The following is a 19,912-nucleotide window of genomic DNA, read 5'->3' as shown; positions in this document are numbered from 1 at the left end:
ACGCGCCTACCCTACCCCCCTGTTTTTGCGTATCGGGTAAGCACAACGCTACCGGATGGAAAACACTCCTCTATTTTGGCTTTTATTTAACCTGCTGGTAGTCGGGCTTTTATTGCTCGATTTGCTGGTTCTTAATCGCCGGACCCACGCCGTGAAGCTGGGCGAGGCGTTGGGCTGGAGCGCATTCTGGATAACGCTTTCGCTGACGTTCAACTTTTTCGTGTACCGCACGATGGGCCACGAGGCGGGCCTGCAATGGCTGACGGGCTACCTCATCGAGAAGGCGCTGAGCGTGGACAACCTGTTCGTGTTCCTCCTCATTTTCACCTACTTTAAGGTGCCGGCCGAGTATCAGCACCGCATTTTGTTCTGGGGCGTGCTGGGGGCGCTGCTGCTGCGCGGCATCTTCATTGTGGCGGGCGCGGCGCTGCTGGCCAAGTTTCACTTTTTGCTCTACATTCTGGGGATTTTTCTGATGTATACGGGCGGGCGCATGGCCTTCAGCGGCGGTGCCGACCCCGAGATTGACCCCAACAACAACCCCATCGTGCGGTTTTTGAGCCGGCACCTGCCCATTACGCGGCAGCTCGATGGAGGCAAGTTTTTCACGCGGCGCGCGGGCGTGCGGTTTGCTACCCCCCTGCTGGTGGTGCTGGTGATGATTGAGACGACCGACGTGGTTTTCGCGGCCGATTCCATTCCGGCCATCCTGGCCATTTCGCGCGACACGTTCGTGGTTTATACCTCCAACGTGTTTGCGCTACTGGGGCTGCGGGCGCTGTATTTCGCCCTAGCCAGCCTCATGCGGCTGTTTCATTACCTCAACTATGGGCTGGCTTTCATCCTGATTTTCATTGGGGGTAAGCTGTTGGTCGAAGATATTTTGCGCGAACGCTTTAACCTGGAGCTACCCATGCCGGTTTCGCTGGGCATAGTGGGGCTGTTGCTGTTGGGCTCCGTGGGGGCGTCGCTGCTGTGGCCTAAAAACAACGAGTAATGGGTAATAGGCAATGAGTAAGCGCTTTTATCGCGTGCTCCTAGTACTTCCTTCTCTACCCCTGCTTACCCAGCACCCAGTACCCACTACTTATTACCCATTACCAAGTACCCATTTCCTTGAACCACCTTGCCGAACACCTGGCCCAGGGTTTTAGCCAAACGCCGAAAACGCTGTCGTCCAAATACTTTTATGATGCGACGGGCAGCCGACTGTTTCAGCAGATAATGGGGCTGCCCGAGTATTACCCCACCCGCACCGAGCTGGCTATTTTTCAGGCACAGGGCGCGGCCATTGGGCGGGCGCTGGCGGCGGGCGCAGGTGCTGGCCAGCCGCTGGCCGTGGTGGAGTTGGGCGCTGGCGACGGCCTGAAAACCAAGCTCTTGCTGCGTGAGCTGCAAGCCCAGCCAGTGGCACTCTCCTACGTGCCGGTCGATATTTCGCCCTCGGCCCTCGACGAGCTGGCGGCCACGTTGCGCCGCGAGCTGCCTACCCTGCCCACCGAGCCGCTGGCCGCCGAATACGGCGCGGCGCTCACCACGCTGGCCACCCGGCCGGGGGCCAAAGCGGTGCTGTTTCTGGGCTCGAACATCGGCAACTTCACGCCGGCCGAGCAGGTGGTTTTTCTGCGTGAGCTGGTCCAGCCACTCACGGCGGCCGACCGCCTGCTGGTGGGCTTCGACCTGCGCAAGGACCCGCGCCGCATCCGGGCGGCGTATGACGACGCGCAGGGCGTCACGGCCGAGTTTAATTTCAACCTGCTGCGCCGGCTCAATGCCGAGGCCGGGGCTGATTTTCAGCTCGATGCCTGGCAGCATTTCCCCGACTACGACCCCAGCACCGGGGCCATGCGCTCGTGGCTGGTGAGCCGCCGCGCCCAAACGGTGCGGGTGGCCGCGCTGGCCGGTCAGACCTTCGAAATTGCCGCCTGGGAGGCTATTCACACCGAAAGCTCTTATAAGTTTACCCTACCCCAGATAGCCGGATTGGCGGCCGGAGCGGGCCTGCGGGTGGTCGAGGTATTTCAGGATGAGGCCGGCGACTTTGCCGACGTGGTGCTGGCGGTGGCGAGGTAGGGATGTAATTTTGGGGTGAATTACCCTCGCCAGTAATTGCGAACAGCGCGTTTGTCATTGCGAGCGAAGCGCGGCAATCGCCCCAGAACGACATCCGCGCCGGTCGGTCGTTCATCGTGCAGGTGCGATTGCCGCGCTGCGCTCGCAATGACAAACGCGCTGTTCGCAATGACAAGTTAGCCTACCCCCTTACCAAGTGAAATCCCACCTTCGCCCTACTATTCTCCTGGCCTACCCCGTGGTACTGAGCCAGCTCGGCCACGTGTTGGTGGGCGTCACCGACTCGGTGCTGGTGGGGCATTTGGGCAAGCTGCCGCTCGACGCGGTGGGCATGGGCGTGAGCACGACGTCGCTGCTGCTGGTGCTGGGCCTGGGCATCAGCATGGGAGCGGTGCCGCGCGTGGCGGCGGCCAACGGGCGCGGGGACCACGCCGCGCTGGGCCGCCTGCTGGTGGGCACGGTGTGGCTGAATACGCTGGTGGGCGTGCTGCTGGCGGGCCTCAGCCAGCTGCTGCCGCTGGTCCTACCCTACCTGGGGCAGGCCACCGCGGTAGTGACGCAGGCTACGCCCTGGGTGCGCGTGGTGGGCCTGTCGCTGCTGCCGCTAATGGTGTTTCAGGGGTTTCGGGAGTGGGCCGAGGGGCTGGGGCTGACGCGCCAGGCCATGCAGCTTTCCATCGTGGCCAACGTGCTGAACGCGCTGCTGTGCTACGCGCTGATTTTCGGGCACTTCGGCGCGCCCAAAATGGGGCTGATGGGCTCGGCCTGGGCCACCCTGATTTCGCGCCTGGGCATGGCCCTGCTGATGGCGCAGTTCGTGCTGCGCGCCGAGAAGCTGCGTGCGCGCCGGCCCGCCCAGGCGTCGGCCTGGCTGCGGCCGGGCCTGGCCGAGCTGCGCGGGCAGCTGGCCCTGGGCCTCCCCATCGGCGTGCAGATGATGCTGGAAGTGGGCGCGTTCAGCATGTCATATTTAATGATTGGCTGGATTGGCGTGACGCCCCAGGCGGCCCACCAGATTGCTATTAACGTGGCGTCCGTCACGTACATGGCGGCCACGGGCATTGCGGCGGCGGCCACCATTCGGGTAGGCAACCTGCGCGGCAGCGGCGACCTGGCGGGCGCGCGGCAGGCGGGCTTCGCGGCCTACTGGCTGGCCTTCGGCTTTATGAGCGCGATGGGCTTGCTGCTGATTGGGCTGCGCCACGTCATTCCGACTTTCTACAACACCGACCCGGCCGTGGTGGCGCAGGCGGCCACGCTGCTGGCCATCGCGGCCGCCTTCCAGGTGTCGGATGGCCTGCAGGTGGTGGGCCTGGGCGCGCTGCGCGGCCTCGAAGACGTAAAGGTGCCCTCGGTGGTGGCGCTGCTGGCCTACTGGGCCATTGCCCTACCCCTCGGCTACGGCCTGGGTTTCGGCCTGAAGCTGGGCGCGCCGGGCGTGTGGCTGGGCCTGCTCACGGGCCTCAGCATCGTGGCCGTGGTGCTGCTGTTGCGCTTCCGCCGCCGCACGGCGCCGGGGCAGCCGGCCGCCGGCCCCCGCCAGCCGGGTGAGGCGCTGGTCGATGCGGAAGAAACCGTGGTAATGGGCCAGCCGGCCGGCTAGCCGCGCGGAACTTGCCCGGCCGGCTTGGCCGTTGCGAAGGAGGTAGGGATGAATTAAAATTGATGTATTAATAGGGCTTACGCAAAAGACGTTTGTCATTGCGAGCGAAGCGCGGCAATCGCACCAGCACAACATCCACGCCAGTCGTTCATCCACCGTTCTGGTGCGATTGCCGCGCTTCGCTCGCAATGACAGACGGCTTTATTAATTCCCGCCCTACCCCCTCTTCCGCATCCGTAACCGCTTTTTTCATGCGTATTCTTCTCAGTTGCTGCCTGACGCTGGGGCTGCTGGCGGCGCGGCCGGCCGCCGCGCAGGCCACCGTGCAGCTGCCCGCCGGGTTCATTCGGTGGTCGGCCAGCCGGCCGCTTAAGGTGAGTGATTTCAAGGGTCGGCCCCGGCCGGGCCAGACTCACGCGGCACTCACGTCGGCCAACATTAACACTGGTGCTATTTGCCGGGGCGACGTGTTTACGGGCACCGCACAGGCCAGCTTTTCCCCCACGGCGTCGTGGGTGCGCGACCCGGCCGCCATGACGCCCGCGCTGCTGCGCCACGAGCAGCTGCACTTCGATATTGCCGAGGTGTATGCGCGCCGCCTGCGCCAGCAGCTGGCCACCATGCGCCTGTCGTGCAGCAAGTTGGGCGACCGTTTCGACCGCGTGAGCCAGGCTTCCTACGCCGCCTGGCAAAAGGCCGAAGACGACTACGACCTCGAAACCCGGCACGGCCTGGAGCACGCGCGCCAAGCCCAGTGGGAAGCCCAGGTGCGCCAGCAATTGCTGGATTTAGCCGAATTTGCCGAGAAAGACGCCTGATTCCCTACCCCCCTTGCCGCATGATTTCCTGGGCTGATTTTGAGCAAACAGACCTGCGGGTCGGCACCATCGTGGAGGCCCGCGAGTTTGCTGAAGCGCGCCGCCCGGCTTATCAGCTGGTGCTGGATTTCGGACCGGTAATCGGCCTCAAAAAGTCGAGCGCGCAGCTCACGCACCACTACACACCGACTACGCTGCTGGGCCGGCAGGTGCTGGCCGTGGTCAATTTTCCGCCCAAGCAAATTGGCCCCTTCCGGTCCGAAGTGCTGGTGCTGGGCGCGCCCGATGCCGACGGCCACCCGGTGCTGCTGGCCGTGGCCGTGCCTGTGCCCAACGGCAGCCGGGTGCATTAGGCGCGGGCGGACGCTGCGGTTTTTGAGTCAGGGGGTTATTAGAACGTCCTTCCGAGCTTGCCAAGGAATCCCGCTCGCCTCGTTTGGGCTTCGTTCAGCGACGCGGGCGAGATTTCTCGGCAAGCTCGGAAGGACGTTCTGGCGACTTTTTTTACTTTCTAAGCGACCATACATTCAGGTATAATAGCTCATAAACCTTCCTAATGATGCTGGGGCGTGGGCTTGACCCCCATTTTCTTCTCGCGCTGCGATAAAGAGTCGATAACGCCCGCATAAATCTCGTCCAGGTCCTTGCCGTGCGAGGCGTAGTAGCGGTAGCTGCGCTCAAACAGCGAGTCGGTTTGCGACACGCCGTTGCGCCACATCAGGTCGCGCTGCTGGCTCAAAAACAGCGCCCGCGCCGAGTCGGGGGGCAGGCGGCTGGTTTCGACACGGGCTTCGAGCAGATGGATTTGCACGAGCAGAGTCGTCATTTTTTCCTTGGGCAGCAGGTTGGCGGGGGTAGGCACCTGCTCGGGCCGGCCGCAGCCGGCTGCCAGCAGCAGGCCCAGCGCCAGCACGAGTTGAGTCAACGACGATTTCACCCCCAAAAATACGCCCGCGCCGTAGCTTCGCCTTCCTACCTCCTGCCCGCCATGCCACCCGCCACCGCTTCTGCCCGCCTGCCCGCCAGCCTCACGGCGCTGGTGCGCCGCCTGCGCCACCTCGAAATCAGGATGCGCCAGGCGGTGGAGGCGCAGCTGCAAGGCAATTTTCGGTCAGTTTTTCGGGGCAACGGGCTGGAATTTGACGACGTGCGCCTCTACCAATACGGCGATGAGGTGCGGGCCATCGACTGGGCGGTGAGCAGCAAGGGCCACGGCACGTTCGTGAAAACCTACAAGGAAGAGCGCGAGCAGCAGGTGCTGGTGGCCCTCGACGTAAGCGCCTCGCAGCGTGTGGGCGGCGGCGCGGCCAGCGCCCCGCGCAAGCTCGACCTGGGCCGCGACCTGGCCGGCGTACTGGCCCTGAGCGCCGCCCGCCAGGATGCCGCCCTCGGCCTGCTGGCTTTTTCGGACCAAAAAGAACTGTACCTGCCGCCCACCAAGGGCCTGCGAGCGGCCTATGCCATGCTCCAGCGGCTGTATGAGCTGGTGCCGGTGTCGCCGCACACGGGGGTAGGCGCGGGCATTCGGCAGGTGCTTAGCTTGTTACGGCGGCGCACGCTGGTGGTGCTCATCTCCGATTTTATCGACGACAACTACGAGCGCGAGCTGACCATGCTGGCCCGGCAGCACGACCTGGTGGTGGTGCAGCTGCTGGCCCCGCAGGAGGCCGACTTTCCGGCGCTGGGCATCGTGCCCCTGCGCGACGCCGAAACCGGCCTGCTGCGCTGGGTCGATACCTCGGCCCCCGCCTTTCGGGCGCAGCACGCCGGCCAGCAGCAGGCGCGGCAGCAGGCGCTGCGCACGCTGTGCCGCCGCCAGCGCGTGGGCCTCATCACGCTGCGCACCGACGAGGATTTTGTGCCCCAGCTAGTGGGTTTATTTCGGCAGCGCAAAGGCTAGGCGACGATGAGACAGTTATTATATTCTTGTCGTACTAAAGCAGCTCCGGATTGCCTGCACGGAATTAAAAATGATGAGTTAAAAGTTAAAAATCAAACTGTCAAATTTCTATTTTTTAACTTATCATTTTTAATTAATCTGACTTGGGCGCTGACCGGGGGGGTAGGGCCGGCCCATGCGGCGGTGGGCACCGGGCCGGTGGGGCGCTTTTCGCGCGCCGTAGTGGAGGTGGGCCAGCCGCTGAGCTATGAGCTGAGCTACCTCCACGACCCCGCCGAGGAAGTCGTTTTTCCCGACTCGCTGGCGGCCTTCGGGCCGTTTGAGTACGCTGGGCGGCGCTGGCTGCCCACCCGCACCGAAAACGGCCGCAGCCTCGACCGCGTGGTGTATCAGCTGCGCACGTTTTCGCTGGCACCGGTGCAGGCGTTGCAGCTGCCCGTGCTGGTGCTGCGCGGCCCCCACGACACGCTGCGCCTGCTGCCACCGATGGCGCAGCTGCGGCTGCGGCGCGTGGCCCCTACCCCCCCTCCCAACGCGGTAGCCAGCCCGCCTACCCTGCATGCTGGCTACCGCTGGCTGCCGCTGGCCGCGGCGTTCAACTATCCCTTCTGGCTGGCGGGGCTGGCGGGGCTGCTGGCGCTGGGCGGCGGCGCATGGGCCCTCTCCGGCCGGCGCTGGCGGCAGCGCTATGGCCGCTACAAGCGCCGAAAAAACCACGTGTATTTCCTGGCGCAGTTTGCCCGCAATGCCGAGCGCTTCACGCTTTCGCGCTCGGCTTCGGTGGTCGAGCGCACCGTGGCATTGTGGAAAAATTATTTGTCTAGTCTCGATAATAATAATCTCAGCTCGCTTACTACCAAAGAGTTGACTCAATATTTTGACAATGATGAGGATGTTCGCCGCGCCCTGCGTGCCACCGACCGCGTAGTGTATGGCAACCTGCTTAGCGAGGACGCGCAGGAAGTGGACGCGGCTTTCCAGCGCCTGCGCACGTTTGCCGAACAGCGCTATGCCGCGCTGGCTAGTGAATGAACTGCAGTTGAAAAGCAGTTAGCAGAAGGTCATTCCGAGCTTGCCGAGGAATCTCGCCCGCGCCGTTCGGGTTTCGTTCCACGAGGCGAGCGAGATTCCTCGGCAAGCTCGGAATGACGTTCTTTATTTAGCGTATATTCCGCCATAATCAGCAAAAACATGCCTCATTTAGTAGTACTTACCGGGGCCGGCGTATCGGCCGAGAGCGGTATCCGCACTTTCCGCGACACCAACGGGCTTTGGGAAGAGCACCGCATCGAAGACGTGGCCACGCCCGAGGCCTTTGCCCGCAACCCAGCGCTGGTGCTCGATTTTTACAACAAGCGCCGCGCCCAGGCCCGCGAGGTAGCGCCCAACGCCGCGCACCTGGCCCTGGCCGGCTTCGAGGAAGTGCCGGGCTGGACGGTGAGCATCATCACCCAAAACGTGGACGACCTGCACGAGCGCGCCGGCTCGGCGCAGGTGCTGCACCTGCACGGCATGCTGCGCCAAATGCGCTCCGTGAAAGACGAAAAAACCATCTACGCCTGCGACGGCGACATTGCCGTGGGCGACCTCGCGGCCGACGGCGGCCAGCTGCGCCCGCACATCGTGTGGTTTGGCGAGATGGTGCCCGCCATCGAAGAAGCCGCCGAACTAGTGGCTGCCGCCGATGCGCTGCTCGTGGTGGGCACGTCGCTGCAAGTGTATCCGGCCGCCGGCCTGCTGCACTACGCCCCCGCCGACTGCCCGGTGTACGTCATCGACCCGCACCAGCCCGAGGTGAGCGGCCGGCGCGGCGTGCATTATGTGGTCGAGCCCGCTGGCATCGGCGTGCCGCAAGTGCTGAAGGAAATCGGGAATTTAGAATAAGAAAGTCAGCCCGTCATTCCGAGCTTGCTGAGGAATCTTGCGTGCGTCGTGGAACGAGGCCCGAATGACCCGAGCGAGATTCCTCGGCAAGCTCGGAATGACGGGCTGACTAATTTCTAAACAGCCTCATTCCAAATTTTCACCGCCCGTACTGATACAAGATGCCCGTGTCGAAGGGCGTCCAGAGGCTGGCTTTTTGACCGCTGACTTTCAGGCCGCGGTTCGACCAGGTATTGCAGGTATTGAGGATGCTGTAGCGGCTGTTGGCCTCGTAAAAGGCATCGTGGTCGGCGTAGCTGTGGCCCGGCACCCAGTTGAAATTGCCGGCCGCATCGCGCTGAAAGCTCTTTTCAACGTAGGCAATCAGCCGGTGATACTGGGCGGGCGTGAGGTGCAGGGGCACGCACTCGGGGCCGGGCGCCAGGTCGGCCGCGCGGTAAAAGGTGGCGTGCATGAGCGTGCTACTCAGCCAGAAGCCCGCCCGCACGGCCGTGCTGGGCTTGAGCTCGGCCCAGGTGGGCGTTTCGAGATAAAAGCCTTTATCACCCCACCCTACCCCCACGTATTCGTAGGTAGGGTCGTGGGCCTGCGTGTTGCCGAAAGGCAGTTGGCGGCTCCAATCAATATACTGGCTCTTGACGGGCATCACCAGGTCGGTATGCACGCCGTTGGAGCGGATAAAAAACGGGACAGTAGCGGCTTCCGCGGTAGCCTCGGCCGCCACCGGAATGCGCGACAACACTTGGGCTACCCCGTAGTACACGGCCACCGCGCCCACTACCGAGCCCACCGACCAGGCGGTTATTTTCAACGTTTTGCGCAAAAGCGACGACATAAGCGGGAAGTACTTTTATGAAATAGTACGCGAATCTGCCAAAAGTAACCTGCCCTCCACGCTTTCGCCCGCCTAGCCCAGCCAGTTGAAGAAATTTACGCCATTCCGGCCAAGTACCGGCAAATGGAAAATACGCACATCCTGTTCTGGCTCGTCAAGGACATTAGCTGGTGCATAGTCTGGAAAACCCTGGGTATCTTGATGATAGCCCCTACCCTGGGCATTGCGCTCATTACTGCCTGGCGCACGCGCCACCTCAAGTCGGAGCTGGCCCACAACCTAGCCATCGTCTTCTGGATTTCGGCCAACTCGTACTGGATGCTCAGCGAATTTTTTGGCTTCGACACCGTGCGCATCGGCACGCTTGCTGATAGCAAGCACCTGGCTATCATCCCCTTCGGAATTGGCCTGGGCATTCTGGCCTATTACTACCTGCTGTTACGCACTACCTTATTCGAGATGGCAACAGGGAGTAGCGCGAACTTGGTAGTTCGCGTTCCCGCGCCGTTAAAGCCAGTAGAACGGCGCGGGGACGCGAACTACCAAGTTCGCGCTACTCCCCGTTGCGTAACAGCAGTTACTACCTCGTGCAAAAACCCCGCGGGGCGCGGGGCGCGCAGGTCGCTACGCTGTGAGCTAAGTTGGGCTCTACCCCCCTCCGCCGTGGCGAAGGGGGGTAGAGCCCAACTTAGATTTTGCCTTCGCCGACGCAGGTCACACCAAAGAATTTATTGGCCGACGCGATTTTCATCTCCAAGGAGTTGAGGGCCAGCAGTATTTTATTAACAAGCGCATTGAGCGGTCGCATATTGGAAGCCGCCTCCTTTTTGCGCAGGTTGCTAAGCTGGCGCACCGACCACACCAGCGGGAAAAGCGCCCCGTAGAGGTAGTAGTTATTGATTTTGCGGAAGCCGGCCTGCCGCAGCACGTCGCGCAGCATCACAATCCGGTAGCGCCGGTAGTGACCCAGAAACACGTCGTGCCCGCTCCAGAGCGACTGAAACGCCGGCACCGTGATAAAGAAGGAATTATTGTCGCCCACGCACGCCGCCTTCACGCTTTGCAGCATCTGCAAGTCGCTTTCGAGGTGCTCCAGCACGTCCATCAGCACTACCAGGCCGTTCTCGATGCGCGCCGGAATAGCGTGTACTTTTTCCACCTTGGCCCCGCGCGTCGGGGCCATTTCTGCCTCCGAATAGCCCGTATCGACCAAGTAAACTTTGGCAATCTGCGCGCCGTATTTCTTCTCCAGCTCCAGCGCGAAGAAGCCCGAGCCCGAGCCAATATCTACGATGGTCAGCGGCTTGCCGCCGGCCAGCGCCCGCTGCGCGGCGCGCAGCAGCGGCAGTTTTTTGCTCTGGTAATACCAGTGCACGTCGGGGTTTACGCCGTTTTCAAGCTCTTTTAAATCCATGCGGATGGGGTAACCTCTGGCTAAAGTGGGACCGGCAAATATAGGCAGCGGCGGTTTTGCCCGCGCGGCGGGGGGTAGGGCCGCCCGAGCCCCTAGCCTACCATCGCTGCTGCACCTGCGGCCCAATCAGGCGGTCGTAGATGTCGCGCACGGCGCTCATCTGCTCCGGCGTCAGGGGCAGCAGCTCTTCCGTTTTCAGGTTAGAAAGCAGCTGCTCAGGCTTGGAGGAACCGGGAATGATGCAGCTTACTTCCGGAAACATCAGTATCCAGCGCAGGGCCAGCGGGGCCAGCTGCGGCTGGCCAGGGAACAGCTTTTTCAACTCCTCCACCGCTGCCAGGCCGGTGTTGTAATCTACGCCCGCGAAAGTTTCGCCCTTGTCAAAGGCCTCGCCGTTGCGGTTGAAGTTGCGGTGGTCGTCGGGCGCGAAGGTGGTTTGGGCCGAAAACTTGCCCGTGAGCAAGCCACTGGCCAGCGGCACCCGCACAATCAGGCCCACGTCGCGCCGGGCGGCTTCCTTAAACAGCAGCTCGGCCGGCCGCTGCCGGAATATGTTGAAAATCACTTGCAGCGTGGTCACGTTCGGGAATTCGATGGCCTTGAGGCCTTCTTCCACCTTCTCCACGCTCACGCCCAGGTTCAGGATTTTGCCTTCATCCTTGAGCCGGTCAAACAGCTCAAAAATCTCGGGGCGGTAGTACACGTCGGTGGGCGGGCAGTGCAGCTGCACCAGGTCGAGGGTTTCGAGCTGCATGTTGCGCAGGCTGTCTTCCACGAAGCCGCGCAGGGCGGCTGGCTGGTAGGCCTCATTGGTGTGCGGCTGCAAGCGCCGGCCGCACTTGGTGGCCACGTAGATGCGTTCGCCGGAGCGGCTGCGCACGAGGCGGCCCACCGCCTTTTCGCTCTCGCCGTCGCCATCACCGTACACGTCGGCGGTGTCGATGAAATTGATGCCCGCGTCCACGGCGGCGTTCAAAATTCGGTCGGCGTTAGCGGGGTCGAAGGGCTCGCCCCACTTGCCGCCCACCTGCCAGGTGCCGAGGCTGATTTCAGAGATGGAGAAGCCGGTTTTGCCGAGAGCGCGGTGATTCATGGGGGGTAGGGAATGCCAAAGTGTGCTATTTTGCTAACTCCAAAAACCGTTGCGGGTTGCACGAATAGCCGCGAAAAACAGCTTACGGAATAATTTCACCAGCTACTCCTACCAGAAGCTATTTTTAGGAAGTAGGAAAAGCCGTTAGAACGTCATTCCGAGCTTGCCGAGGAATCTCGCTCGCCTCGCTTGGGTATCGTTACAACAAAACACGCGAGATTCCTCGGCAAGCTCGGAATGACGTTCTAACGGCTTTCTAAACAGCTGCCATAAGCCATCAAGCGGCTGCCACCGCCACGGCCGACCTTTTCCAGCTCAGTAGCAGCACCCCGCACACCACCAAAACGGTTCCGCCAATCTGGGCCGCAAAAATCGGCTCGCGCAAAAAGAAATGCGCCTGCGCAATCGTCGAAATCGGCCCGATGCCGCTGACAATAGCCACGTTATTCGACCCAATTCGTTTCAGCCCCTGCGATATCAAAAAGGAGGGTAGCACGGTCGAAAACACGGCCAGGAGCAGCCCGTAACGCCACAGGCCTTTCCCCGCCACCAAAAGCTGACTATTACCGGCCAAGGCAAAATGCGCAAAAATGCCCGCCGTAGCGGCCAGCATCGCGTAGGCCGTGAATTTATTGGCACCAACCAACGGAATTAATTTCCCGCTGCCCGCTATGTACATCGAATAGGTAATGGCGCACAGAAATATCAAAAAGCTGCCCCAATACAACCCCTGCCGGCTCGTGTCAATCGTCAATTCGCCCGCGTAGGCAATAGCAATTCCGAGATACGTAAGCAGCAGCGCCCATTTTTGAATGGACGTAATGCGCTGCTTAAAAACAATCGCATTAATAAAAACCACGAAGCTGGGATACAGAAATAACAGCAGCCGCTCCAGCCCCGCCGACACGTATTGCAACCCAATAAAATCGAGCAGGCTGCTTACGTAATAACCCAGCATTCCCAATAAAATTACCAGCACCCACTGCGGGCGCGTCAGGCGCACATTTGTCCTTTTAGTCGAAACAACAACGGCCACCGTCGCATAAAAAGGCAGCGCAAATACCATTCGCAGCGTGAGCAGCGTCAGCGCATCGGTGTGCGTCGCGCCGAAAGCTAATTTAACGAATATGGCTTTGGTGGAGAACAAGATGGCCCCGAGTAGCGTGATGAGGAATCCGGCGAGGGGTAGGGCGGGGCGAGTAATTAGGTGCATTAATTTTCAGGAGAAACCAGCTATTACTTGGCAAGAATTTAGCGCAGCATAGCTCGTGCCAGCAGTAACTCTATTTTCTAAATTCAGATATCATCAAGTTATTATAAAGCTTATGATTCAGACGGTGGTCGTTCAAGAACAAACAATAAAGCGTTACATCCTCGCCTACTTTAACTTCTTGGCGCATATGCGTCTCAAGCATTTTCTCAATTGGCATCCATACCTCAACCCCTTCCACATTAAAAAGGAATTCTTTTTTTATCAATCCATCCAACTGTGCTGGCTTTGGTAAACTGCCAGGAAATGCCCAATATACAATTTTCATCGACTGCATTATAACGGGGTCAATAAGTTGTTCCTTACCTATAAACTTCCCACGCATTCGATAGGTATCGAATCTGTAATAATCGTGCGATGGCTTTTCAGTCTTTTTTACCTGAATTAAATACGCGTTTTCTTCCGCAATTAATTTCCGGTAGCTTTTCGGAAGATATTTTTTGTCCCAATGCGCATAATCCTGACCTTGACAGGGCCGAAGGTAAAAAAAGAAAAGAGTAGAACAATGTATTTCATTGACATTTCTTTATAAGCAAAAACGGCCGCCCCGGTTTCCCGAGGCGGCCGTTCTCGTAACAGGTAGCAAGTAACTTCCTATGCGGCTTGCCCAGCCGCTTGCAACAAAAATTCTCGCCCAGCTTCTTCAGCTTGGCGAAAGGCTTCTACAATAGCTTCATTGTGGAGACGCCGCTCACGCAGGTAGGCGCTCAAGGCAGCAAACTCTTCGGCTGTGGGTTGCAGAGCGGGGTCTTGGCTGCCGATGAGGTCCACATCAAGTTCAATCAGGTCTTTGTTCATGGCTGAAAATCTTTGAAGTATCTGACGATAAGCTTTCTGGCTGCTACTGTATCAAGTATCATCAAGTGCCCGCCAAAATGAATGGCACCCAAGCTTTCGGAATAATGGGTGATAAGCTGGGTTTTAGAAACAAATGCTACGTTCCCTTCGTGCCCATGCTGGAAAGACAATTTACAAGCAAACGCGAATAGATTGCCGGGTACTCCAATGTATATCTTCTGCTTGCCTCGGTTGAATGGAGCGCTTTCAACTAGATGCAGATAGAGGTGGTCTGATTTTACTTCCAGGCTCACTAGTCCTTGTACGATGGCAGGATTACCAGCAATCGTTAGCTTGAATACTTTGTGCGTTAATTGTCTGGCTTCTTTTCGCCAGTCGAAGAGCCAGCCATTTTTTTTGGTAATTATCTTCAAGTCAACAGCTGACACTGGCAATATATCTGTTTCGAAAACGTTGCCCGTTACCGCATTTTCAATTGAATTAGTCAGTTTATCAATTTCAATGGCAGTAAGCAAAAGACTAGCAGATTTCATACCCCAAATATACCAAAAAACAGCCGCCCCAGTTTCCCGAGGCGGCCGTTAAATTACGCAGCAAACCAGTCGCTTACGCGCCTACCCCGCTCTCCTGCATCTTAATCAGATTCAGGGCCGAACCAGCTCGGAACCAGGCGATTTGGCCTTCGTTGTAGGTGTGGTTGACGGTGATGAGGTCGGTGTCGCCGTCGGCGTGGCGCAGGCGCACTTGCAGCGGCTGGCCGGGGGCAAAGCTCGTGAGGCCGAGGATGTCGATTTGGTCGTCTTCCTCAATGAGGTCGTAGTCGCTCTTGTTAGCGAAGGTGAGGCCTAGCATGCCCTGCTTCTTAAGGTTGGTTTCGTGAATGCGGGCGAAGCTTTTCACCAGCACGGCGCGCACGCCGAGGTGGCGCGGCTCCATCGCGGCGTGCTCGCGCGAGCTGCCTTCGCCGTAGTTCTCATCGCCAATGACGATGCTGCCGATGCCCAGGCTCTTGAGCACGCGGGCGGCCTGCGGCACGGGCACGTAGGGCTCACCCTGGATGCCGCTGGCTTTCACGGCGTTGGTCGCGCCAGTGTAGGCGTTGGTGGCACCAATAAGCATGTTATTGGAAATATTGTCCAAGTGGCCCCGGAATTTCAGCCACGGGCCGGCCATGCTGATGTGGTCGGTGGTGCATTTGCCGAGCGCCTTGATGAGCACGCGCAACCCGATGAGGTCGGTGCCTTCCCAGGGCTTGAAGGGCTCCAGCAGCTGCAGGCGGGCCGAGTTCTTATCCACCAGCACCTGCACGCGGCTGCCATCGGCGGCAGGAGCCTGGAAGCCAGCGTCTTCTACCGCAAAACCAGCCGGGGGCAACTCGACACCAACGGGCTCGTCAAACTTCACGTTGCCGTTTCGGCCGGGCAGCGTGTCGGTGAGGGGGTTGAACATGAGGTTACCGGCGATGGCGAAGGCGGTCACGATTTCGGGCGAAGCCACGAAGGCGTGCGTGTTGGGGTTGCCATCGTTGCGTTTGGCAAAGTTGCGGTTGAAGCTCGTAATGATGGAGTTACGGCGCTTGGGGTCGTCGGTGTGGCGGGCCCACTGGCCAATGCACGGGCCGCAGGCGTTGGCGAGTACTACCCCCCCCATTTCGGCGAACGTGTCGAGGAGGCCGTCGCGGGCCACCGTGTAGCGCACCAGTTCCGAGCCGGGCGTGATGGTGAACTCGGCGGCTACGTGCAGGCCTTTATCAACGGCTTGCTTGGCGATGCTGGCGGCGCGGGTGATGTCTTCGTACGAAGAGTTGGTGCATGAGCCGATGAGGCCCACTTCCAGCTTTTCGGGCCAGCCGTGCTCCTTTACGGCGGCGGCAAACTCCGAAATAGGCCAGGCGGCATCCGGCGTGAACGGGCCGTTCACGTAGGGCTCCAGCGTGTTGAGGTCGATTTCGATGAGCTGGTCGTAGAAGTTGGCGGGGTTGGCGTACACCTCATCGTCGGCGCGCAGGTGGCCCCACTGCTGCTGAGCTAGGTCGGCGATGCCGGCGCGCTCGGTGCTGCGCAGGTAGTCGCCCATTTTGTTGTCATAGGCAAATACTGAGGTCGTAGCCCCAATTTCCGCGCCCATGTTGCAGATGGTGCCTTTGCCGGTGCAGCTCAGGCTTTCCGCGCCTTCGCCGAAATATTCCACAATGGCACCGGTGCCGCCCTTTACGGTCAGGATACCAGCTACTTTCAGAATCACGTCCTTGGCCGAAGTCCAGCCGCTCATCTTGCCGGTCAGCTTCACGCCAATCACCTTCGGGAATTTCAATTCCCAAGGCATACCGGCCATCACGTCCACGGCATCGGCGCCGCCTACACCGATGGCAATCATGCCCAGGCCGCCCGCGTTGGGGGTGTGCGAGTCGGTGCCAATCATCATGCCGCCAGGGAAGGCGTAGTTTTCGAGCACGACCTGGTGAATAATGCCCGCGCCGGGCTTCCAGAAGCCGATGCCGTATTTATTCGAAACCGAGGCCAGGAAATCATAGACTTCGCGGTTCTCCTCGTTGGCCAGGGCCAGGTCTTCGGTGGCCCCGTTTTGGGCCTGAATGAGGTGGTCACAATGCACGGTGCTGGGCACGGCGGCGGTGGGCTTGCCGGCCTGCATGAACTGGAGCAGTGCCATCTGGGCAGTGGCATCCTGCATGGCCACGCGGTCGGGGGTGAAATCGACGTAGCTCACGCCGCGCTGGTACGATTCGCCGATTTTGCCACCGTAGAGGTGAGCGTAGAGGATTTTTTCGGTGAGCGTGAGCGGGCGGCCAACGGCCGTGCGAGCCGCTTCAATGCGCGAGCCGAGGCCCGCGTACACGGCCCGAATCATATCAAGGTCAAACGCCATAGGAGGGAGAGTGGGTTGTTAGCTTACGCGCAAAAGTAACGCGCACGGTAGGCAAGTTGGTAGCTTATGCGTGTACTTAGAACCGGTCCAGATAAGGGATGGTTCTAGGCTGATGCGGGTGGTTTTACCGCAGAAGACGCAGAGGTTTACGCAGAAGAGACGCAGAGGGAGGGAATAACTAAATGGGGGCGGCGCTAGTTTTGAGGCTTCTACTTTGCTATTTCATGAAAGCCTACCCCCTTCTTTTGAGCGCGGCGCTGCTGGCTGGCTGCCAATCCACTACTACCGATACGGCGCAGGGAGGCGCGGGCGCTACTTCGGCGGCGGCGCTGCTCACGCCCGGCCCCTGGCGCGGCGAGCTGGCCGCGCAGGGCCAGACGATTCCATTTCTATTTGAGGTGAAAACGGAAGCTGGCAAGCCCGTGGTATACCTGATTAATAAGGGCCTGAACGGCGAGGAGCGCCTGCGCTGCGACGAGATTTCGGCGGCTGGCGACTCGGCCACCATTAAGCTGCACGTCTTTGACGCGGCGCTGGTGGTGCGCGCCGCTGGCAAGGACAAGTTGAAAGGCGCGTGGGTGAAGTATGATAGCAAGACGCCGTATCGAGTGCCGCTGGTGGCTACTGCGGGAGGGCAGCCATTATTCCAAAGCACTAGTACTAAAGGCTCATCTTTCGTTGGAACATGGAAAACGGAGTTTAAAGACGCAACCGGCAAGTCTTATCCGGCAGTTGGCATTTTTAAGCAAACGGGCAGCGACGTAACCGGCACGTTCTTAACCACTACCGGGGATTACCGCTACCTGGCTGGCCAAGTTGACGGGGCAATGATGCACCTGAGTACATTTGATGGCGGCCATGCTTTCCTATTTACAGGCATACCAGATAACAACCAGGGCTTAGCAGACACACTAAACGACCAGGTTTACACTAAAATTAAAGGCGATTATTACTCTGGCAAAAGTGGCCACGAAACCTGGACCGCTACCCTCGACCCCAAGGCCAAGCTGCCCGATGCCGACACGCTTACTTACCTCAAAAAAGGCGAGTCGCGGCTGAATTTCAAGTTTCCGAGCATCGTGCAGGGCAGCAGCATCTCCCCTACCGACCCCAAGTACAAGGGCAAGGTAGTGGTGCTGCAAATCCTGGGTTCGTGGTGCCCCAACTGCATGGACGAAACTGCCTACCTCGCGCCTTGGTACGAGCAGAATAAGGCGCGCGGCGTCGAGATTATCGGCCTGGGCTACGAGCGCAGCTCCGACTACAACAAGGCCGCCCCGCGCCTGCGCAAGATGAAAGAGCGCTTTAATATCGGCTACGACCTGGCCGTGGCCGGCGTGTCGGATAAAGACTCGGTGGCCAAGTCGCTGCCGCAGCTCTCGAATTTCATAGGCTTCCCAACCACAATTTTCCTCGATAAAAAAGGCGTGGTACGCAGCATTCGGACGGGCTTTTCGGGGCCGGGTACGGGGAAGTATTACGAGGAGGAAAAGGCGCATTTCAACCGCACCGTGGACAAGCTGCTGAAGGAGTAGCGGCCGCGTCTTACGAAACCTTCACCCTACCCCCCCGTTTTAAGCGCCACTGTCCGACTAGCGGATGGTGGCGCTTTTTTTACTGCCGCGCCAAGCCGGGCCGCGCAAGCGCCCGCCGCCGCGGCACCAGCGCAATTGGCCCGACAATTGAATTACGGCTGCTTTCTTCTGTTTTCTCCACCCATGCCCGCATTTTTTTCCCGCGTACTGCGGCCGGCCGCGCTGCTTTTGTTGCTGCCGCTGGCCAGCGCTACCCCCACCAAACTCTACCAACCCGCCGCCCGCGTGGCCGCGCCGCTGCAAGGCGCGCAGCCCGACCCGCAGGTAATTGCCCAGTTTGGGCTGTATAATAATCCCAAGCTGCAAGCTTACATTACGCAGCAAGGCAAGCGCATGACGGCCATCTCGGACCGGCCCGGCGACTACGGCTTTACCATTGTCGATTCGCCGGTTATCAACGCCTTTGCCACGCCCGACGGGCACGTGTATTTCACGCGCGGCATCATGGCGTATTTTAATGATGAGGCGCAGTTTACGGGTGTGCTGGGGCACGAGCTGGGCCACATCACGGCGCAGCACGGCAAGAAGCAACAGCGTAACTCCATCTTGTCCAGCATTTTGGTGGGGGTAGCCACGATGGCGTCGCCCAACCTGCTGGGCCGTATTGCGCAGCCCGCCGCGCAGCTGGTGAGCCTCAAATACAGCCGGGGCGACGAGAACGAGGCCGACGGCTTGGGCGTGAAGTACTCCACCAAAGTGGGATATGATGCCTCGCACATGGCTAACTTTTTCCAGACCCTGGAGCGCACCGAGCAGCAGAGCGGCGGCAGCACGCCCGCGTTTCTCTCCACCCACCCCAGCTCGGCCGACCGCTACGAGCGCGTGAAGCAGCTGGCGGCGCAGGCCCAGCAGAGTCTCGGAAAACGGACGCTTCTGGTGAACCGCGACGGCTATTTGCGTTCCCTCGAAGGGCTGCCGTTTGGCGACGACCCGCGCCAGGGCTTTGTCGAAAACAGCGTGTTTTACCACCCCGATTTGAAATTCCGCTTCCCAATTCCGGCGGGCTGGAAGTCGCAGAACTCGCCCGAGCAGTTTCAGATGTCTGAGCCCAACGGCAAGGCGTTGCTGGCTTTTATGGGGGTAGGCGGCAGCTCGCTCGAAGAGGCCGCTCAGACCCTGGCCAAGCAAATTGGCGTGACGCCTGGCACCGCGCGACGCACCACCATCAACGGCTTGCCGGCGCTCGTGTTTGAGGGCGACCAGCAGGCCTCGCAAGACCAGCAGAGCACGCCGGCCCACGTGCAGAGCTACATTATTCAGGATGGCAAGTCGATGTTTGCCTTCGTGGGCCTGGCCACGGCGGCCACGTTCGGCACCTACGCACCGCAGTTTGCCAGTGCCGCGCAGGGCTACCAGCGCCTCACCGAGGCCAGCAAGCTCAACCGCCAAGCCGAGCGCGTGCACATCAAGCAAGCCAAAACGGCCACTACCCTTTCGGCCGCGCTCACGGCCAACGGCGTGCCCGGCAAGCGCCTCGAAGAGGAAGCCATCCTCAACGGGATGCAGCTCACCGACCGCCTGCCGGCCGGCACGCTGTTCAAGGTAATCGGGCAGTAGGTGTCCGTAATTTTACCTGACCCGCAGTGGCGTGGCGAAGGAGAACGTCATTCCGAGCTTGCCGAGGAATCTCGCTCGCAGTCGTCCGGGCTTCGTTCCACGACGCGAGCGAGATTCCTCGGCAAGCTCGGAATGACGTTCTGGTTTGCGGTTTACTCTTAACTAGGGGGGGGTAGGGAGCACGCG

General features: G+C 60.2%; 19 protein-coding genes and 1 pseudogene. 11 read left to right on the top strand and 9 right to left on the bottom strand.

The features are described 5' to 3' along the window. The first annotated feature begins 55 nt into the window (after positions 1-55). The 5 genes and pseudogenes from A0257_00760 (at position 56) to A0257_00740 (ending at position 4,847) form a co-directional block, all read left to right on the top strand. Positions 56-997 carry a tellurium resistance protein TerC gene (locus A0257_00760; GenBank protein AMR25760.1) on the top strand — a complete coding sequence of 314 codons (942 nt, stop codon included), beginning with the start codon at positions 56-58 and terminating at the stop codon, positions 995-997. Between the two features lie 119 nt (positions 998-1,116). Then, complete coding sequence (locus A0257_00755) at positions 1,117-2,073, top strand: hypothetical protein (protein AMR25759.1); 957 nt, start codon at positions 1,117-1,119, stop codon at positions 2,071-2,073. Between the two features lie 196 nt (positions 2,074-2,269). Then, positions 2,270-3,580: pseudogene (locus A0257_00750) on the top strand (MATE family efflux transporter). A 347-nt stretch (positions 3,581-3,927) separates the two neighbouring features. Then, positions 3,928-4,494 carry a hypothetical protein gene (locus A0257_00745; GenBank protein AMR25758.1) on the top strand — a complete coding sequence of 189 codons (567 nt, stop codon included), beginning with the start codon at positions 3,928-3,930 and terminating at the stop codon, positions 4,492-4,494. Between the two features lie 20 nt (positions 4,495-4,514). Then, positions 4,515-4,847, top strand: a complete 333-nt coding sequence (locus A0257_00740) for a tRNA-binding protein (protein AMR25757.1) — start codon at positions 4,515-4,517, stop codon at positions 4,845-4,847. 200 nt (positions 4,848-5,047) lie between these two features. Here the strand turns inward: A0257_00740 and A0257_00735 are convergent, their stop codons facing one another. Continuing rightward, positions 5,048-5,407 carry a hypothetical protein gene (locus A0257_00735; protein AMR25756.1) on the bottom strand — a complete coding sequence of 120 codons (360 nt, stop codon included), beginning with the start codon at positions 5,405-5,407 and terminating at the stop codon, positions 5,048-5,050. 75 nt (positions 5,408-5,482) lie between these two features. Here A0257_00735 and A0257_00730 point away from each other — a divergent pair, with 75 nt between their 5' ends. The 3 genes from A0257_00730 to A0257_00720 all read left to right on the top strand — a co-directional run bounded on the left by A0257_00730 (position 5,483) and on the right by A0257_00720 (position 8,278). Beyond that, complete coding sequence (locus tag A0257_00730; GenBank protein AMR25755.1) at positions 5,483-6,394, top strand: hypothetical protein; 912 nt, start codon at positions 5,483-5,485, stop codon at positions 6,392-6,394. Between the two features lie 183 nt (positions 6,395-6,577). Continuing rightward, entirely contained in the window at positions 6,578-7,426 is an 849-nt protein-coding gene (locus tag A0257_00725) for a hypothetical protein (protein AMR25754.1), read from the top strand. A gap of 159 nt (positions 7,427-7,585) precedes the next feature. After that, complete coding sequence (locus A0257_00720; GenBank protein AMR25753.1) at positions 7,586-8,278, top strand: NAD-dependent deacylase; 693 nt, start codon at positions 7,586-7,588, stop codon at positions 8,276-8,278. A 139-nt stretch (positions 8,279-8,417) separates the two neighbouring features. On the opposite strand, the gene A0257_00715 is transcribed toward A0257_00720, so the two are convergent. The 6 genes from A0257_00715 to A0257_00690 form a co-directional block, all read right to left on the bottom strand. Continuing rightward, entirely contained in the window at positions 8,418-9,113 is a 696-nt protein-coding gene (locus tag A0257_00715) for a hypothetical protein (GenBank protein ID AMR25752.1), read from the bottom strand. A gap of 95 nt (positions 9,114-9,208) precedes the next feature. Beyond that, positions 9,209-9,469 carry a hypothetical protein gene (locus A0257_00710; GenBank protein AMR25751.1) on the bottom strand — a complete coding sequence of 87 codons (261 nt, stop codon included), beginning with the start codon at positions 9,467-9,469 and terminating at the stop codon, positions 9,209-9,211. A 332-nt stretch (positions 9,470-9,801) separates the two neighbouring features. Beyond that, complete coding sequence (locus A0257_00705) at positions 9,802-10,527, bottom strand: hypothetical protein (GenBank protein AMR25750.1); 726 nt, start codon at positions 10,525-10,527, stop codon at positions 9,802-9,804. Between the two features lie 97 nt (positions 10,528-10,624). Further along, positions 10,625-11,620, bottom strand: a complete 996-nt coding sequence (locus A0257_00700; GenBank protein ID AMR25749.1) for an aldo/keto reductase — start codon at positions 11,618-11,620, stop codon at positions 10,625-10,627. Positions 11,621-11,897: 277 nt separating this feature from the next. Next, positions 11,898-12,833 carry a hypothetical protein gene (locus A0257_00695; protein AMR25748.1) on the bottom strand — a complete coding sequence of 312 codons (936 nt, stop codon included), beginning with the start codon at positions 12,831-12,833 and terminating at the stop codon, positions 11,898-11,900. 70 nt (positions 12,834-12,903) lie between these two features. Next, on the bottom strand, positions 12,904-13,215 hold the full coding sequence (locus A0257_00690) for a hypothetical protein (GenBank protein ID AMR25747.1): 312 nt from the start codon (positions 13,213-13,215) through the stop codon (positions 12,904-12,906). A 290-nt stretch (positions 13,216-13,505) separates the two neighbouring features. Between A0257_00690 and A0257_00685 the strand changes: the two genes are divergently transcribed. Next, complete coding sequence (locus tag A0257_00685) at positions 13,506-13,694, top strand: hypothetical protein (protein ID AMR25746.1); 189 nt, start codon at positions 13,506-13,508, stop codon at positions 13,692-13,694. Here A0257_00685 and A0257_00680 read toward each other — a convergent pair. Further along, positions 13,685-14,221 (bottom strand): hypothetical protein, encoded by a 537-nt coding sequence (locus A0257_00680; GenBank protein AMR25745.1) that lies wholly within the window; start codon positions 14,219-14,221, stop codon positions 13,685-13,687. The two genes, A0257_00685 and A0257_00680, sit on opposite strands and share 10 nt — an antisense overlap. A 73-nt stretch (positions 14,222-14,294) precedes the next feature. Next, a complete protein-coding gene (locus A0257_00675) occupies positions 14,295-16,574 on the bottom strand; it encodes an aconitate hydratase (protein ID AMR25744.1) in 2,280 nt (759 codons plus the stop codon). Between the two features lie 329 nt (positions 16,575-16,903). Between A0257_00675 and A0257_00670 the strand changes: the two genes are divergently transcribed. Next, complete coding sequence (locus tag A0257_00670; protein AMR29571.1) at positions 16,904-18,109, top strand: hypothetical protein; 1,206 nt, start codon at positions 16,904-16,906, stop codon at positions 18,107-18,109. Positions 18,110-18,292: 183 nt separating this feature from the next. Beyond that, a complete protein-coding gene (locus A0257_00665; protein ID AMR25743.1) occupies positions 18,293-19,726 on the top strand; it encodes a peptidase M48 in 1,434 nt (477 codons plus the stop codon). Positions 19,727-19,912 lie beyond the last annotated feature (186 nt).

Origin of the sequence: Hymenobacter psoromatis (assembly GCA_001596155.1) — a bacterium.
GTDB lineage: Bacteria > Bacteroidota > Bacteroidia > Cytophagales > Hymenobacteraceae > Hymenobacter.
Note: the sequence above shows the minus strand (reverse complement) of the source record. Positions and strands in the feature narration are given on the sequence as shown.